Here is a 14,349-nt window from a genome sequence, read left to right as displayed (position 1 = left end):
GACGGTACGTGCGGATTTACGGCTTCACCCGCCGAGTGCGCGGAAGATCCGACCTGGGGAGGAGCGAACTCGTGCGGTGGTTGTACGGCCTACTCGGCCGGTTTCGGCTCCGCGGCGGCCGACCGCTTGATCGCCGCGTCCCGCTTCCTGACGAAGTAGACGCCGTACAGGCCGAGCACGCCCCCGGCCAGACATGTCCACAGCCACCAGGTGTGTCCGTGGTCGTCGAACCAGCCGTAGAAGGGGAGCTGGACGAGGAAGAGGACGAACCAGAGGATCGTGCCGCCGGTGATGACCGGGACGACGGGCCCCTCCAGGGGCTCCGGCGCCTCGTGCTTGGGGGTCCACTTCGCCATGGGCACAGCTTACGAGGCGCAAGGGTGCGGGAGGAGGCGGGCGGGGTCAGGACGGGTCTACGCGCGGAGATAGCGTTTGCGGGATTCATATGTTCATACTGAAACCGTTTCCGTCTGTCCACTTCTGCTCGTAGGAACATCCAATGCCCACCTCGGCTCCCGCCAAGGCCACCGCCCCGCAGCAGCCGGGGAACACCCCCGCCTCGGGTGCGCTCGACCGCTACTTCAAGATCTCCGAGCGGGGCAGCAGCCTCGCCCGCGAGGTCCGCGGCGGCTTCGCCACCTTCTTCGCGATGGCCTACATCATCGTGCTGAACCCGATCATCCTCGGCAGCGCGAAGGACATGTACGGGCACCACCTGGACAACGGTCAGCTGGTCACCGCCACCGCCGTGACGGCCGCCTTCACCACCCTGCTGATGGGCGTCATCGGCAACGTGCCCATCGCGCTGGCCGCCGGCCTCGGCGTGAACTCGGTCGTCGCGCTCCAGCTGGCGCCCCGGATGTCGTGGCCGGACGCCATGGGCATGGTCGTCCTGGCGGGTCTCGTGGTGATGCTGCTGGTCGCCACCGGCCTGCGTGAGCGTGTCATGAACGCCGTCCCCTACAGCCTGCGCAAGGCGATCTCCATCGGTATCGGCCTGTTCATCATGCTGATCGGGCTCGTCGACTCCGGCTTCGTCTCCCGCATCCCGGACGCCGCCCAGACCACCGTCCCGCTCCAGCTCGGCGCCGACGGTCACCTCAACGGCTGGCCGGTGCTGGTATTCGTCCTCGGGGTGCTGCTCACCCTGGCGCTCATCGTGCGCAAGGTCCCCGGCGCGATCCTGATCTCGATCGTGACGATGACCGTCCTCGCCGTGATCATCAACGCGGTCGCGAAGGTGCCGTCCTGGGGCCTGACGACGCCCAAGTGGCCCGGCAACCCGGTCGCCACCCCCGACTTCGGCCTCATCGGCAAGGTCAGCCTGTTCGGCGGCTTCTCCAAGGTCGGCGTGCTGACCGGTGTCCTGTTCGTCTTCACGGTCCTGCTGTCGTGCTTCTTCGACGCGATGGGCACGATCATGGGCGTCAGCGACGAGGCGAAGCTGACCAATGCCAACGGTGAGATGCCGGGCATCAACAAGGTCCTCTTCGTCGACGGCATCGCGGTCGCCGCGGGCGGCGCCAGCTCCTCCTCCGCCACCACCTGCTTCGTGGAGTCCACGGCCGGCGTCGGCGAGGGCGCCCGCACCGGCTTCGCGAACGTCGTCACCGGCGGGCTGTTCGCCGTCGCGCTGTTCCTGACCCCCGTGGCCACCATGGTCCCGTCCCAGGCGGCCACCCCGGCCCTGCTCGCGGTCGGCTTCCTGATCCTGGCCGGCTCGGTCAAGGAGATCGACTGGGCGGACTACACGATCGCCATCCCGGCCTTCGTGACGATGGTGATGATGCCGTTCACCTACTCGATCACCAACGGCATCGGCATGGGCTTCCTCACCTTCGCCGTCCTGCGCCTGGCCGCCGGCCGAGGCCGTGAGGTCCCGGTGGCGATGTACGTCGTCGCGGCGGTGTTCGGCTTCTACTACCTGATGCCCGCGCTGGGTCTCACGTGAGCACCGCTCACGTGACGCCGTAGAACTTCTCCGTCTCCTCGACGGCGGTCTGGAACCGCTCGTCGAAGTCGTCCCGAATGAGCGTCTGGATCACATAGTCCTGGACGCTCATTCCCCTTTTGGCCGCACGGTCCCGGAGCCTTTCGAGCAGCTCCCCGTCCATCCGCAGGCTGAGCACGCTGGTCCCCATGAGGACGAGGGTCGCGGGCGGGTGTGGCGCGGCGTTCACTTTCCGCTCTCGTATCACTCGTACGGGTGATGGTTCGGTTGAGTGGCCGGACTCACGGGAATCCTCCCGCGCGCCAGCTTGTTTAGCGAGAGTAATGAGTTACGCTAAGGACATGCCGGACCTCACCCATGGCGACGACGTAGCCGCCGTGAACTCCCTTCGCTCAGGCGTCATGCGACTGTCCCGTCGCCTCAAGCACCAGCGGGTCGACGAGTCGCTCAGCCCCACCGAGATGTCGGTGCTGGGCACCCTGTCCCTCTGCGGACAGGCCACCCCGGGCGAGCTCGCCCGCAAGGAGCACGTCCAGCCGCCGTCGATGACCCGCATCGTCGCGCTGCTGGAGGCCAAGGGACTGGTCCGGCTGGAGCCGCACCCCGAGGACCGGCGCCAGAAGGTCGTCACCAAGACCGAGCAGGCCGAGGCCATGCTCGCGGAGAGCCGCGCCAAGCGGAACGCTTTCCTGGCCGATCTGGTCGAGGGCCTGGACGAGGACGAGTGGGCCAGACTGCGCGCCGCCGCCCCCGTGCTGGAGAAGCTCGCACACCTGTAAGCAGTCCTACGCAAGGAGGCGACCCTTTTGAGTTCGGGATCCGGAGCAGCTTCCGCCCCCGCACCGACCGCTACTACCCCCTCCCGCAAGTCCTCGATGTTCAGCTCCCTGAGGGTCAGGAACTACCGCCTGTTCTTCCTCGGTCAGGTCGTCTCCAACATCGGCACCTGGATGCAGCGCATCGCCCAGGACTGGTTGGTCCTCAGCCTCACCGGCTCCGCGACCGCCGTCGGCGTCACGACGGCCCTGCAGTTCCTGCCGATGCTGCTCTTCGGCCTCTACGGCGGTGTCCTCGTCGACCGTCTGCCCAAGCGCCGCGCACTGCTGTTCACGCAGTCCGCGATGGGCGTCAGCGGGATCGCGCTCGCCGTGCTCACCCTGTCCGGCCACGTCCAGGTCTGGCACGTCTACCTGGCCGCCTTCTTCGTCGGCCTCGCCACGGTCGTCGACAACCCGGCCCGTCAGTCCTTCGTCACCGAGATGGTCGGCCGGGACCAGCTGCAGAACGCGGTCAGCCTGAACTCCGCGAACTTCCAGTCCGCCCGCCTGATCGGCCCCGCCGTCGCCGGCCTGATGATCACCGGCGTGGGCACCGGCTGGGCGTTCCTGTTCAACGGCCTGTCGTTCATCGCCACCCTCACCGGCCTGGTGATGATGAGGTCGCGCGAGCTGCACGCCGTCGAGCGCGCCCCGCGCGGAAAGGGCCAGCTGCGGGAGGGCCTGCACTATGTCGCCGGGCGTCCGGAGCTGATCTGGACGATCGTCCTGATCGGGTTCGTCAGCACGTTCGGCTTCAACTTCCCCGTCTACCTCTCGGCCTTCGCCGACGACGTCTTCCACGCGGGCGCGGGCTCCTACAGCCTCTTCAACACCCTCATGGCCGTCGGCTCCCTGGCCGGCGCCCTGCTCGCGGCCCGTCGCGGCACGGCCCGGATGCGGGTGCTGGTGGCGGCCGCGGCGGCCTTCGGCGCGCTCGAGGTCGTGGCCGCGGTCGCCCCCTCGCTGTGGCTGTTCGCCCTGTTCATGGTCCCGATCGGCATGTTCGGCATGACGGTCAACGTCACCGCGAACACCAGCGTCCAGATGAGCACCGACCCGGCCATGCGGGGCCGGGTGATGTCCCTCTACATGATGGTGTTCATGGGCGGCTCGCCGGTGGGCGCGCCGATCGCCGGCTGGGTCACCGACACCTACGGCGTCCGCGCGGGCCTCGCGGCGGGCGGCGCGATCGCCGCGGGCGCGGCGATCGTCATCGGCCTCGTCCTGGCCCGCGTCGGCAACCTGCGCCTGTCGGTCGGCTGGAACCGCGGCCACCCGCACGTCCGCTTCGTGCCGAGGGAGACACAGGAGCAGCTGGCGCCCGCCGCCTGACGGCCGCCCCGGCCGGGGCTACAGGCGCCGCTCCAGCACCTGTCCCGGCCAGTCGCCCGCACCGAGGTAGGTCTCGGTGCGGGTGAAGCCGTTGTCCTCGTAGTAGCGGACGAGCCTGCCGTCACCGCCCGCGTAGCAGTCGACCCGCAGCAGGCCGACGCCCGCGCCCCGGGTCACCTCGGCGGCGTGCGCGAGCAGGGCGCTGCCCACGCCGTGGCCCTTGAAGCGGCGGTCGGAGGCCAGCCAGTGGATGTACCGCTCGGGCTCGCCGACCGGCGGCAGGTGGGACAGATAGGCGCCGGGCGCGTCGGTGAGGGTCAGGGTGGCGGCCGGCCGCCCGTCGGCCTCGGCGATGTAGGCGGCGCCCTCCTCCATGTACCGGACGACCGACTCGACCGTCCTCGGGCTCTGCGACAGCGGCTTCGTCCCCCACTGGCCGGTCCGCCCCTGCCCGGCCAGCCACTCCACGCAGCTGTCGAGCATGCCGAGTATCACGGGAACGTCGTCGGCTCCGGCGTCTCTGATGGTGATCTCCATGCGCCCATGGTGGCAGGCTGGTGCTCATGAGACTCTTCGCCGCGGTGCTGCCTCCGGAGGAAGTGTCGGAGGAACTCGCCGCAGAACTGGCCGAGTTGAGGCGGCTCCCCGGTGCGGACGGCCTGCGCTGGACCGGCCGCGCCGGCTGGCACTTCACGCTCGCCTTCTACGGGGAGGTCGACCACGACGTCGTACCCGAGCTGTCGGCACGGCTGGAGCGGGCGGCGCGGCGGTCCGGGGCGTTCCCGCTCGCCCTGCGCGGCGGCGGGCAGTTCGGGCACGGGCGGGCGCTGTGGGTGGGCGCCGAGGGCGAGACGGCCGCGCTGCGGCTGCTGGCCGACCGGGCGGAGGCGGCGGGCCGGAAGGCCGGGGTCGACATGGGGGAGCACCGCCGCTACAAGGCGCACCTGTCGGTGGCGCGCAGCCGGGACGCGGTGGACGTACGCCCGTACCTGACGGCCCTGGAGGACTTCCGCAGCCGCACCTGGACGGTGGCGGAGCTGGTGCTGGTCCGCAGCAACCTGCCGAGGTCCGGGGTGCCGGGGGAGCAGCCCCGCTACGAGGCGGTCGCCCGCTGGCCGCTCGGCGGGGCCGGTTAGGCTCGGGGACGTGGACCCGAAGACCCGGAACCGGATCATGGCCGGTGTGCTCGTGCTGTTGTTCGTCGTGGTGGCGCTGGCGGCGCTCGGAAAGTGACCCCGACCGCCGCCGCACACCCGTGACGCCTACCAGGCGAAGGCCTCCGGGGACGGGCCGGGGCCCGGGAAGATCTCGTCGAGGCCGGTCAGCAGTTCCTCGCTCAGCTCCACCTCGGTCGCGCGGACCGCGGAGGCGAGCTGCTCGGCCGTGCGCGGGCCGACGATCGGGCCGGTCACGCCCGGGCGGGTGAGCAGCCAGGCCAGAGCCGTCTCGCCCGGCTCGACGCCGTGCTTGTCGAGCAGGTCCTCGTAGGCCTGGATCTGGGCGCGGATGGTGGTGTTGGCGAGGGAGTCGGCGGCCCGGCCGCTCGCCCGGCGCCCGCCCTCGACCTCCTTCTTGATCACACCGCCGAGCAGGCCGCCGTGCAGCGGGGACCAGGGGATGACCCCCAGGCCGTACTCCTGCGCGGCCGGGATGACCTCCATCTCGGCGCGGCGCTCGGCGAGGTTGTAGAGGCACTGCTCGCTGACGAGGCCGATGGTGCCGCCGCGCCGGGCGGCGATCTCGTTCGCCTGGGCGATCTTGTAGCCGGGGAAGTTCGACGACCCGACGTAGAGGATCTTGCCCTGCGTGATCAGGGTGTCGATCGCCTGCCAGATCTCCTCGAAGGGGGTGGCGCGGTCGACGTGGTGGAACTGGTAGACGTCGATGTGGTCGGTCTGGAGCCGCTTGAGGCTGGCGTCCACGGCCCGCCGGATGTTCACGGCGGACAGCTTGTCGTGGTTGGGCCAGGCGTCGCCGTCGGCGGCCATGTTGCCGTACACCTTGGTGGCGAGGACGACCTTGTCGCGCCGGTCGCCGCCCTTGGCGAACCAGTTGCCGATGATCTCCTCGGTACGGCCCTTGTTCTCGCCCCAGCCGTACACGTTCGCGGTGTCGAAGAAGTTGATGCCGGCGTCCAGCGCCGCGTCCATGATCGCGTGGCTGTCGGCCTCGTTCGTCTGCGGTCCGAAGTTCATGGTGCCGAGGACGAGTCGGCTTACCTTGAGTCCCGTGCGTCCGAGCTGCGTGTACTTCATGACCACCTAGCCAACGGCGTGGAGTGCACTCTAGGCAAGGTGGTTCCGGTGCGCTGTGAGGGGATGTCATGGACAAGGGGATCCCCGGGTTCGTACGGCTGCCGTCACCCCGCCGTACCGGCGGCCGCCCGGGCACCGGGGTGGGCCACCGGCCCGGGCGGGGGTTCGCCCTACCCCGCGCTCGGGCCGTACAGGACGGCGAACAGCGCCCGTGCGCGGGTGCCTTCGGGGGCGTCCGGGGACTGCCAGGCGCCGGTGACGTGGCCGATCGCGTCCACCGGGCGGGTGTCGGGGGCGGTGGGGTCGAGGACGCGGTGGACGCGCAGGGTCGTGCCGCCGGGGGCGGGGAGCGTGGTGCCGTGCTCGTCGTCGGTGACCTCGACCGGCCAGGAGGGGGCGCCCATGGCGGTGCCCGTGAAGGAGTGGGCCACCTCGTGGTCGGCGGTGTCGGTGATGCTCTGGGCCATGGCCGGGGCCCGGCCCTCGATCAGGGCGAGGAGTTCGGTGTACAGCACCGGGTCGTGGCAGCCGTCGTAGGCCCAGCGCGGGCCGAGGACGCCGTGCTCCATGGTGCCGACCAGGGCGTGTTCGGCGCCGGGGAGAGGGGCGCCGCGGTAGGTGAGGGGCACGTGGTAGGCGACCGGTTCGGGGCCGGAGGTGTCGACGGCCACCATGAACTCGATCCCGACCTCACCCTCGGGGTCGTCCAGCCGGAACCCACCGGCCCTGACCAACTCCGGTGTGCCGGCCCCGGCGTACCACGGGCGGGTGGGCAGCCAGGGGGCGAGCAGTTCGAGCTTCGTGGGCTTGACAGTGGTCCTGTGGATGATCGCCATGCGGCGGATTGTGTCAGTCAGTCGCGGGGGAACTCATCCGTTTTGAGCGTGAGACCGACGTCCGTGCCGGTGAGGTCGACGTCCCCTCCGAAGCTGACGGTCGTCTCCGTCACGTAGTCGCCGTCCTTGGCTGGGTGAACAAGTGGCACTTGCCCTGGTAGGGGTCGGCGATGAGGTAGACGGGGACTTCGGCGACGGCGTAGGCGGTTTTCTTGGGCCCGTAGTCGTTGTGCGCCGTGCCCTTCGAGATGACCTCGGCCACGAACTCGACGTCCTGGTGGCTCCAGAGCCCCTTCTCGTCCTTCTCGGCGTCCTCGGACACGAGGGTCACATCGGTGGCGAAGCCGTTGAGGTGACCGGGGTAGTCGATCCGGACATCGGACTTCACGCGCCTGCGCGGGTACTTGGTGCGCAGTTGTTCGACGATGTCCAGGATGATCTCCCAGTGCGTGTCCCGCTGCGGCGTCATGAAGATGGCCCCCTCGACGATCTCGACCTTGTAGCCCTCGGGGGTGGTCCGCTCAAGCGACTCGAACAGCTTGTCCAGAGTCAGCTCGCCGCTGTGGTCGGCCATCTCGATCCTGTCTTCAAGGACGGTCATCGTGGCGCTCCTCCCCGGCTGCCCCACGCACAGGTACAGCCGCGCGGTACCACGATACGCACGGTGACCAGGTCACGAGGGGCGGAACGGGCGTCCGATCGCCGCCGTGCCGGTTCAGCCCCCGTAGGGCTTCCCGACCCCCCACGCCTGGTGCATGGCGTCCGCGAAGGCCGCCGCGATCTTGTGTTCGCCGCTCGCGTTCGGGTGGGTGCCGTCGTAGGTGTCGAGGTGGATGTCGTACGACGGCGGGGGCGAGGCGAGCAGGAGCGGGGAGCGGGGCTCGTCCAGGTCGGCGACCGCCTTCGCGAGGAGTTCGTTGAAGCGGGTCACCTGGGCGGCGAAGGGCGCGTCCTCGGCGGCGCGGACGTTGGGGATCACCGGCAGCACGGCCATGCGGACGCGCGGGTTCGCCGTGCGGGCCTCGGCCACGAAGCGGCGCACGTTCTCCGCCGTCTGCTCGGCGTTGGTGTAGAAGCCCAGGTCGATCAGGCCCAGCGAGACCAGGAGCACGTTCGCGCGCTGTGCGCGCACCGCCTCCGCGATCAGCGGCGCCATGTGCAGCCAGCCCTCGCCCCAGCCGGCCAGATGGGCGCGGGGGAAGTCGGGGTCGGCGTACTCGTACGACGTCGGGGCGTCCGTCGCCTTGTCGTACAGCGTCTCGCGGGGGCCGACGAGGGCGTAGGGGCCGCCGTGAGTGTCGCGCAGGTGCTGCCACATGCGGTAACGCCAGGTGTGTTCCCCCGCGCTCCCGATCGTCATGGAGTCACCGACCGGCATGAACCTAAGCATCCGCTCATGATGGACGATCCGGGAGGGATCAATGGGACGGGCGGGGTGTGAGGCCCGCCACCCGTCGGTCCTGCGGTCTCCCCGCCCGTGAACGCCCGGCGGGGATGGCAGGCTTGGGGCATGCGCCGACCGTTCGCTCTCCTCGCCGGGGTCCTCCTCGTGGGCGCCTTCGCCGTGCCCGCCTCCGCCTCCGACGGCAAGGGGGACAAGGGGTTCACGATCTCCGACCCCCGGATCACCGAGTCCAGCGGACTCGCCGCCTCCCGCCTGCACCCCGGGGTCTACTGGACCCACAACGACAGCAGCGACGGGCCGTACATCTACGCGGTCGACAGCGCCACCGGCAAGACGGTCGCCCGCGTCGCCCTCAGCGGCATCGGCTCGCCGCGCGACGTCGAGGCCATCTCCATCGGGCCGGACGACCACATCTACGTCGGCGACATCGGCGACAACCTCGGCGGCAAGTGGCCGTACGTGTGGATCTACCGGCTGCCCGAGCCGAAGAAGCTGGTCGACCAGACCGTGCGGGCCACGCAGTACGTCGTGAAGTACACGGACGGCGCCCGCAACGCCGAGTCGCTGGTCGTCGACCCGAAGACCGGGCGCGTGTACATCATCGACAAGAACGAGAACGGCGGGCACCTGTTCGAGGGCCCCGCCGAGCTCTCCGCCTCCGGCACCAACTACTTCCGCCCCGTCGCCACCGTCGACCTCTGGGCCACGGACGCCGCCATCTCCCCGAACGGCGGACAGCTCGCCGTGCGCGGCTACTTCGGCGGCATCTACTACGACTGGAACGGCGGCAGGATCAAGCGCGAGGGCCGGCTGGAGGTGCCGTTGCAGCGGCAGGGCGAGTCCGTCAGCTACTCGCCCGACGGGACCCGGCTGATGTACGGCAGTGAGGGCGAGGACAGCCCCGTCCAGGCGAAGGAGGCCCCCGGCGGTGCCGCCGCCGCCAAGACGCCCTCCGGCGGCGGCAGTTCGAGCGCCTCCGGCAGCGACGGCGGCAGCTCGGGCGGCAACCTGAAGGTCGGCGCCCTCGCCGTGGTCGTCGTGGCGGCGCTGGCGTTTGGGGCGCGGAGGCTGTTCCGGCGCCGGTGACGCGGGCCCTGTCATAGCACTTGACGTGTTCATGTGGCTTGGCTTCCATGGGAGGCGCCGGGTTGTGGGAGCGCTCCCACTCGTTCCGGGCCCGCGCCTCCCGAGGAGGAAGCAGCGACATGTTCCGCAGCCTGCGTAGAGCGTTGTGCGCGGTGGCCGCAGCGCTTGTGCTGCCGCTGGCCGGTGTCGGTGTCCAACCGGCCGACGCGGCGGCCGAGGCGGCCGGCGCCGGGTACTGGCACACCAGCGGCCGTCAGATCCTCGACGCGGCCGGGCAGCCGGTCCGGATCGCCGGGATCAACTGGTTCGGCTTCGAGACCGGCAACTACGTCGTCCACGGCCTGTGGTCCCGCGACTACAAGTCCATGATCGACCAGATGAGGTCACTGGGCTACAACACCATCCGGCTGCCCTACAGCGACGACATCTTCAAGTCCTCCACCGTCCCCAACAGCATCGACTTCAGCGGCGGCAAGAACGCCGACCTGCAGGGGCTCAACTCCCTCCAGGTCATGGACAAGCTCGTCGCCTACGCCGGCCAGGACGGGCTCAAGGTCATCCTCGACCGGCACCGCCCGGACTCCGGCGGCCAGTCGGCGCTCTGGTACACCTCGGCGGTCCCCGAGTCGACGTGGATCGCGAACCTCAAGGCGCTGGCCGCCCGTTACAAGGGCCAGGACACCGTGGTGGGCATCGACCTGCACAACGAGCCGCACGATCCGGCCTGCTGGGGCTGCGGGGACACGGCGACCGACTGGCGGCTCGCCGCTCAGCGCGCCGGGAACGCGGTGCTCTCCGTCAACCCCGACCTGCTGATCTTCGTCGAGGGCGTGCAGACGTTCAACGGTGTGTCGGGGTGGTGGGGCGGCAACCTCATGGGAGTCGCCCAGTACCCGGTCCAACTGAACGTCGCGAACCGGGTGGTGTACTCCGCCCACGACTACGCCACCAGCGTCGCCCAGCAGCCCTGGTTCAGCGACCCGTCGTTCCCGGCCAACATGCCGGGCGTCTGGGACAAGTACTGGGGCTACATCTTCAAGCAGAACATCGCGCCGGTGTGGGTGGGCGAGTTCGGTACCACGCTGGCCTCCACGACCGACCAGAAGTGGCTGGCGGCGCTGGTGAGTTACCTGCGCCCGACCTCGACGTACGGAGCCGACTCCTTCCACTGGACCTTCTGGTCCTGGAACCCCAACTCCGGTGACACCGGGGGGATCCTCAAGGACGACTGGCAGACCGTGGACACCGCGAAGGACGGATACCTGGCGAGCGTCAAGGCGCCGCTGTTCCCGGGCACCGGCACCGGTGGCGGTGGCGGAGGCGGTGGTGGTGGCGGCGGGAGCACCGCCGCGTGCAGTGCCGTCTACACCGTCAGCAGCGACTGGGGGAGCGGGTTCAACGCCGAGGTGAAGGTGACCAACACCGGTACCACGGCGATCGGTTCGTGGAAGGTGACCTGGACCTGGAGCGGTTCGCAGCAGGTCGCGAACATGTGGAACGCCTCGTACACGCAGACCGGTTCGACGGTCACCGCCGTCAACGCCGCTCACAACGGCAGCGTCGCGGCGGGGAGTTCGGTGACGTTCGGGTTCGGGGGCGCTCCCGGCGGCGGAAGCGTGCCGGCCGTGAACTGCACGGCGTCGTAGGGGCCTTGTGGGACGGGGGCGCCCAAGTGTGGAACGGGCGCCTCCAGATCACAGGAGATTCAAATCTTTACCCAAGTTGTTCCATGTGTTCGTGCTTCTTCGAAAAGATCCGGACAGGACCGTGAACTTTCCGGTCCTTCCAACCCCCCATCTCGCGAGGGAACTTCATGAGAAGAAGCGCAGCCGTGCTGTGCGGCACGGCCGTCGTCCTTGCCGGATCGCTCACGGCCGTCCCCGCCGAGGCCGGCACCTCCTCCTCCGCCCCCTCCTTCCAGCCGGCGAAGGTCACCTGGAAGAAGTGCGGCACGGACGACTCGCCGACCCTGCAGTGCGGGACGGTGAAGGTGCCCCTCGACTACGCCAAGCCGCAGGGCCGGAAGATAACCCTGGCCCTGACCCGGGTCCCGCACACCGCCACCAAGTTCCAGGGCCCGCTGCTGGTCAACCCCGGCGGCCCCGGCGGCAGCGGCCTGAGCCTGGCCTCCTTCGTCGCCTCCTCGCTGCCCAAGGCGGTCGCGGCCCAGTACGACGTCATCGGCTTCGACCCGCGGGGCGTCGGCGAGAGCAAGCCCGCCCTCGACTGCAAGCCGGGCTACTTCAACCCCGTCCGCCCGGCCAGCGTCCCCAGCAGCCCGGCCATCGAGAAGGCCAACCTGGAGCGGGCCAAGTCCTTCGCCGCCGCCTGCGCCCGCAAGTACGCGGACGTGCTGCCGTACATCGACACGGTCAGCGCCGTGAAGGACATGGACTCGATCCGCAAGTCCGTCGGCGCCAAGAAGATCAACTACTTCGGCTACTCCTACGGCACCTACCTGGGCCAGGTCTACGCCAAGCTCTTCCCGCACCAGGTGCGCCGCCTGGTCCTGGACTCGATCGTCGACCCCGACGGGGTCTGGTACGACGACAACATCGGCCAGGACTACGCCTTCGACGCCCGCCACAAGGCGCTCATGGCGTGGATCGCCAAGTACGACTCGACGTACAAGCTCGGCACCGACCCGGCCAAGATCGAGGCCAAGTGGTACGCGATGCAGGCCGAGCTCGCCAAGAAGCCCGCGAGCGGCAAGGCGGGCGCCGCGGAGCTGGAGGACACCTTCCTGCCCGGCGGCTACTACAACGGCTACTGGCCCTACCTGGCCCAGGCGTTCGCCGCGTACGTCAACGACCACAACTCCGCCCCGCTGCTGACGGCGTACCAGAACTTCGCCGCGATCGACGCCTCCGGCGACAACGGCTACAGCGTCTACGCCGCCGTGCAGTGCCGGGACGTGTCCTGGCCGCGGGACTGGAAACAGTGGGAGAAGGACAACTGGGCGGTGTACGCCAAGGCGCCCTTCAACGCCTGGAACAACGCCTGGTACAACGCGCCGTGCGCGTTCTGGCCCACCAAGTCGCTGAAGCCGGTGAACGTCGCCAACTCCAAGCTGCCGCCGGTGCTGCTGTTCCAGGCGACGAACGACGCGGCCACCCCGTACCAGGGCGGTGTCACCGTCCACCGTCTGCTCAAGCACTCCAGCCTGGTCGTCGAGCAGGGCGGCGGCAACCACGGCATCACGCTGAGCGGCAACGCCTGCCTGGACAAGTACCTGGCGAAGTACCTGACCGACGGCACGGTCCCGCGCGGGCACGGCACGGCCGACGCGGTCTGCCAGAAGACGGCCGACCCGAAGCCGCTGAGCACGGCGAAGTCCGCGCTGACGGCGGAGCAGCCGGCCGCCGGGGCGCGCGGTGAGGCCCTGCACGGCCTGCTCGGCTTCCGCGGCTGAGCGACACGCGAGAAGGGCGCCCGGTGTTCACCGGGCGCCCTTCGTCGTCGTACGGGGTGGGGAGCGGTTACAGCTTCTCGATCACGTAGTCGATGCACTTCGTCAGCGCCTCGACGTCCGCCGGGTCGATCGCCGGGAACATCGCGACGCGCAGCTGGTTGCGGCCGAGCTTGCGGTAGGGCTCGGTGTCGACGATGCCGTTGGCGCGCAGCACCTTGGCGACGGCGGCCGCGTCGATCTCGTCGGAGAAGTCGATCGTGCCGATGACCTGGGAGCGCTTGGCCGGGTCGGCGACGAACGGCGTCGCGAACTTCACGTCCTCCGCCCAGCCGTACAGCGTGCGCGCGGAGGTGGCGGTGCGGCGCACCGAGAAGTCCAGGCCGCCCTGGCCGTTGAGCCACTCCAGCTGCTCGTTCAGCAGGAACAGGGTGGCGAGCGCCGGGGTGTTGTACGTCTGGTTCTTGCGGGAGTTGTCGATCGCCGTCGGCAGCGAGAAGAACTCCGGGACGTGGCGGCCGGAGGCGTGGATCCGCTCGGCGCGCTCGATCGCGGCCGGGGAGAAGACGCCGATCCACAGGCCGCCGTCGGAGGCGAAGGACTTCTGCGGGGCGAAGTAGTAGACGTCCGTCTCGGCGACGTCCACCGGCAGGCCGCCGGCGCCGGAGGTGGCGTCGACCAGGACCAGGGCGCCCTCGTCCGCGCCGGCCACGCGCTTGATCGGCATGGCGACGCCGGTGGAGGTCTCGTTGTGCGTGAAGGCGTAGACGTCGACGCCCGCCTCGGCCTGCGGCTCCGGGTGGGTGCCCGGGTCGGAGGCGATCACGGTCGGCTCGGCCAGCCACGGGGCCAGCTTGGCGGCCTTGGCGAACTTGGAGCTGAACTCGCCGAAGTTGAGGTGCTGGGACTTGTTCTCGATCAGCCCGTGCGTCGCGACGTCCCAGAAGGCCGTCGAGCCGCCGTTGCCGAGGATCACCTCGTAGCCCTCGGGCAGGGAGAACAGCTCGGAGATGCCCTCACGGACCTTGCCGACCAGGTTCTTCACCGGAGCCTGGCGGTGGGAGGTCCCCATGAGGGACGTACCGGTGGCGGCCAGCGCGTCCAGCGCTTCCGTCCGCACCTTGGAGGGGCCCGCGCCGAAACGTCCGTCGGCGGGCTTGATGTCAGCGGGAATCTGGATCTCAGCCACGAGCCGGAGCGTATCCCCTCGGCGAAACCGCACGGAAACGTGTCCGTTCGATGAGACGGGTTCTCCGG

Annotated in this window: 14 protein-coding genes and 1 pseudogene; 7 read left to right on the top strand and 8 right to left on the bottom strand. The window is 69.8% G+C overall.

Features of this window, described 5'->3' with window-relative positions; translation table 11 throughout:
- Nucleotides 1–89: 89 nt before the first annotated feature.
- On the bottom strand, nucleotides 90–356 hold the full coding sequence (locus tag ACIGDI_RS25455; RefSeq protein ID WP_399900713.1) for a DUF2530 domain-containing protein: 267 nt from the start codon (nucleotides 354–356) through the stop codon (nucleotides 90–92).
- 143 nt (nucleotides 357–499) lie between these two features.
- Here ACIGDI_RS25455 and ACIGDI_RS25450 point away from each other — a divergent pair, with 143 nt between their 5' ends.
- On the top strand, nucleotides 500–1,951 hold the full coding sequence (locus tag ACIGDI_RS25450) for an NCS2 family permease (RefSeq protein ID WP_399900711.1): 1,452 nt from the start codon (nucleotides 500–502) through the stop codon (nucleotides 1,949–1,951).
- Between the two features lie 7 nt (nucleotides 1,952–1,958).
- Here the strand turns inward: ACIGDI_RS25450 and ACIGDI_RS25445 are convergent, their stop codons facing one another.
- Nucleotides 1,959–2,141 carry a ribbon-helix-helix protein, CopG family gene (locus ACIGDI_RS25445; protein WP_200703457.1) on the bottom strand — a complete coding sequence of 61 codons (183 nt, stop codon included), beginning with the start codon at nucleotides 2,139–2,141 and terminating at the stop codon, nucleotides 1,959–1,961.
- 151 nt (nucleotides 2,142–2,292) lie between these two features.
- Between ACIGDI_RS25445 and ACIGDI_RS25440 the strand changes: the two genes are divergently transcribed.
- On the top strand, nucleotides 2,293–2,730 hold the full coding sequence (locus ACIGDI_RS25440; RefSeq protein WP_200703458.1) for a MarR family winged helix-turn-helix transcriptional regulator: 438 nt from the start codon (nucleotides 2,293–2,295) through the stop codon (nucleotides 2,728–2,730).
- Between the two features lie 27 nt (nucleotides 2,731–2,757).
- Nucleotides 2,758–4,101 carry an MFS transporter gene (locus ACIGDI_RS25435; protein ID WP_399900706.1) on the top strand — a complete coding sequence of 448 codons (1,344 nt, stop codon included), beginning with the start codon at nucleotides 2,758–2,760 and terminating at the stop codon, nucleotides 4,099–4,101.
- 18 nt (nucleotides 4,102–4,119) lie between these two features.
- Here ACIGDI_RS25435 and ACIGDI_RS25430 read toward each other — a convergent pair whose 3' ends face one another.
- Nucleotides 4,120–4,638, bottom strand: coding sequence for a GNAT family N-acetyltransferase (locus ACIGDI_RS25430; RefSeq protein ID WP_399900703.1), 519 nt, complete (start codon nucleotides 4,636–4,638; stop codon nucleotides 4,120–4,122).
- 26 nt (nucleotides 4,639–4,664) lie between these two features.
- Here ACIGDI_RS25430 and thpR point away from each other — a divergent pair, with 26 nt between their 5' ends.
- A complete protein-coding gene (gene thpR, locus ACIGDI_RS25425) occupies nucleotides 4,665–5,237 on the top strand; it encodes an RNA 2',3'-cyclic phosphodiesterase (RefSeq protein WP_399900700.1) in 573 nt (190 codons plus the stop codon).
- A gap of 126 nt (nucleotides 5,238–5,363) precedes the next feature.
- Here thpR and ACIGDI_RS25420 read toward each other — a convergent pair whose 3' ends face one another.
- The 4 genes and pseudogenes from ACIGDI_RS25420 to ACIGDI_RS25405 form a co-directional block, all read right to left on the bottom strand.
- The gene (locus ACIGDI_RS25420) at nucleotides 5,364–6,356 is read right to left on the bottom strand and encodes an aldo/keto reductase (protein WP_399900697.1); all 993 of its coding nucleotides are present in this window, start codon (nucleotides 6,354–6,356) and stop codon (nucleotides 5,364–5,366) included.
- Between the two features lie 170 nt (nucleotides 6,357–6,526).
- A complete protein-coding gene (locus tag ACIGDI_RS25415; RefSeq protein ID WP_399900695.1) occupies nucleotides 6,527–7,192 on the bottom strand; it encodes a 1,4-alpha-glucan branching protein in 666 nt (221 codons plus the stop codon).
- Between the two features lie 17 nt (nucleotides 7,193–7,209).
- A pseudogene (locus ACIGDI_RS25410) lies at nucleotides 7,210–7,793 on the bottom strand (Uma2 family endonuclease).
- A 114-nt stretch (nucleotides 7,794–7,907) separates the two neighbouring features.
- Complete coding sequence (locus tag ACIGDI_RS25405; protein WP_399900692.1) at nucleotides 7,908–8,582, bottom strand: SGNH/GDSL hydrolase family protein; 675 nt, start codon at nucleotides 8,580–8,582, stop codon at nucleotides 7,908–7,910.
- 120 nt (nucleotides 8,583–8,702) lie between these two features.
- Here ACIGDI_RS25405 and ACIGDI_RS25400 point away from each other — a divergent pair, with 120 nt between their 5' ends.
- The 3 genes from ACIGDI_RS25400 to ACIGDI_RS25390 all read left to right on the top strand — a co-directional run bounded on the left by ACIGDI_RS25400 (nucleotide 8,703) and on the right by ACIGDI_RS25390 (nucleotide 13,095).
- Nucleotides 8,703–9,683: a WD40 repeat domain-containing protein gene (locus ACIGDI_RS25400; RefSeq protein ID WP_399900689.1), complete on the top strand. Its 981-nt coding sequence runs from the start codon at nucleotides 8,703–8,705 to the stop codon at nucleotides 9,681–9,683.
- A 119-nt stretch (nucleotides 9,684–9,802) separates the two neighbouring features.
- Nucleotides 9,803–11,329: a cellulase family glycosylhydrolase gene (locus ACIGDI_RS25395; protein WP_399900687.1), complete on the top strand. Its 1,527-nt coding sequence runs from the start codon at nucleotides 9,803–9,805 to the stop codon at nucleotides 11,327–11,329.
- A 167-nt stretch (nucleotides 11,330–11,496) separates the two neighbouring features.
- Nucleotides 11,497–13,095 (top strand): alpha/beta hydrolase, encoded by a 1,599-nt coding sequence (locus tag ACIGDI_RS25390; protein ID WP_399900684.1) that lies wholly within the window; start codon nucleotides 11,497–11,499, stop codon nucleotides 13,093–13,095.
- Between the two features lie 67 nt (nucleotides 13,096–13,162).
- Here ACIGDI_RS25390 and serC read toward each other — a convergent pair whose 3' ends face one another.
- Nucleotides 13,163–14,281, bottom strand: a complete 1,119-nt coding sequence (serC, locus tag ACIGDI_RS25385) for a phosphoserine transaminase (protein ID WP_200703468.1) — start codon at nucleotides 14,279–14,281, stop codon at nucleotides 13,163–13,165.
- Nucleotides 14,282–14,349 lie beyond the last annotated feature (68 nt).

The sequence above is a fragment of the Streptomyces sp. NPDC085900 genome, from assembly GCF_044540925.1.
GTDB lineage: Bacteria > Actinomycetota > Actinomycetes > Streptomycetales > Streptomycetaceae > Streptomyces > Streptomyces gilvifuscus.
This window is presented reverse-complemented; position numbering and strand designations above follow the sequence as displayed.

Excerpts from the sequence above, each read along its gene's own strand:
- ACIGDI_RS25450 (WP_399900711.1), top strand. The coding sequence starts at position 500 with ATGCCCACCTCGGCTCCCGCCAAGGCCACCGCCCCGCAGCAGCCGGGG.
- ACIGDI_RS25395 (WP_399900687.1), top strand. The coding sequence starts at position 9,803 with ATGTTCCGCAGCCTGCGTAGAGCGTTGTGCGCGGTGGCCGCAGCGCTT.
- ACIGDI_RS25455 (WP_399900713.1), bottom strand. The coding sequence starts at position 356 with ATGGCGAAGTGGACCCCCAAGCACGAGGCGCCGGAGCCCCTGGAGGGG.
- ACIGDI_RS25430 (WP_399900703.1), bottom strand. The coding sequence starts at position 4,638 with ATGGAGATCACCATCAGAGACGCCGGAGCCGACGACGTTCCCGTGATA.
- ACIGDI_RS25405 (WP_399900692.1), bottom strand. The coding sequence starts at position 8,582 with ATGCTTAGGTTCATGCCGGTCGGTGACTCCATGACGATCGGGAGCGCG.
- ACIGDI_RS25440 (WP_200703458.1), top strand. The coding sequence starts at position 2,293 with ATGCCGGACCTCACCCATGGCGACGACGTAGCCGCCGTGAACTCCCTT.
- ACIGDI_RS25420 (WP_399900697.1), bottom strand. The coding sequence starts at position 6,356 with ATGAAGTACACGCAGCTCGGACGCACGGGACTCAAGGTAAGCCGACTC.
- ACIGDI_RS25400 (WP_399900689.1), top strand. The coding sequence starts at position 8,703 with ATGCGCCGACCGTTCGCTCTCCTCGCCGGGGTCCTCCTCGTGGGCGCC.
- ACIGDI_RS25445 (WP_200703457.1), bottom strand. The coding sequence starts at position 2,141 with ATGGGGACCAGCGTGCTCAGCCTGCGGATGGACGGGGAGCTGCTCGAA.
- thpR (WP_399900700.1), top strand. The coding sequence starts at position 4,665 with ATGAGACTCTTCGCCGCGGTGCTGCCTCCGGAGGAAGTGTCGGAGGAA.
- ACIGDI_RS25415 (WP_399900695.1), bottom strand. The coding sequence starts at position 7,192 with ATGGCGATCATCCACAGGACCACTGTCAAGCCCACGAAGCTCGAACTG.
- ACIGDI_RS25390 (WP_399900684.1), top strand. The coding sequence starts at position 11,497 with ATGAGAAGAAGCGCAGCCGTGCTGTGCGGCACGGCCGTCGTCCTTGCC.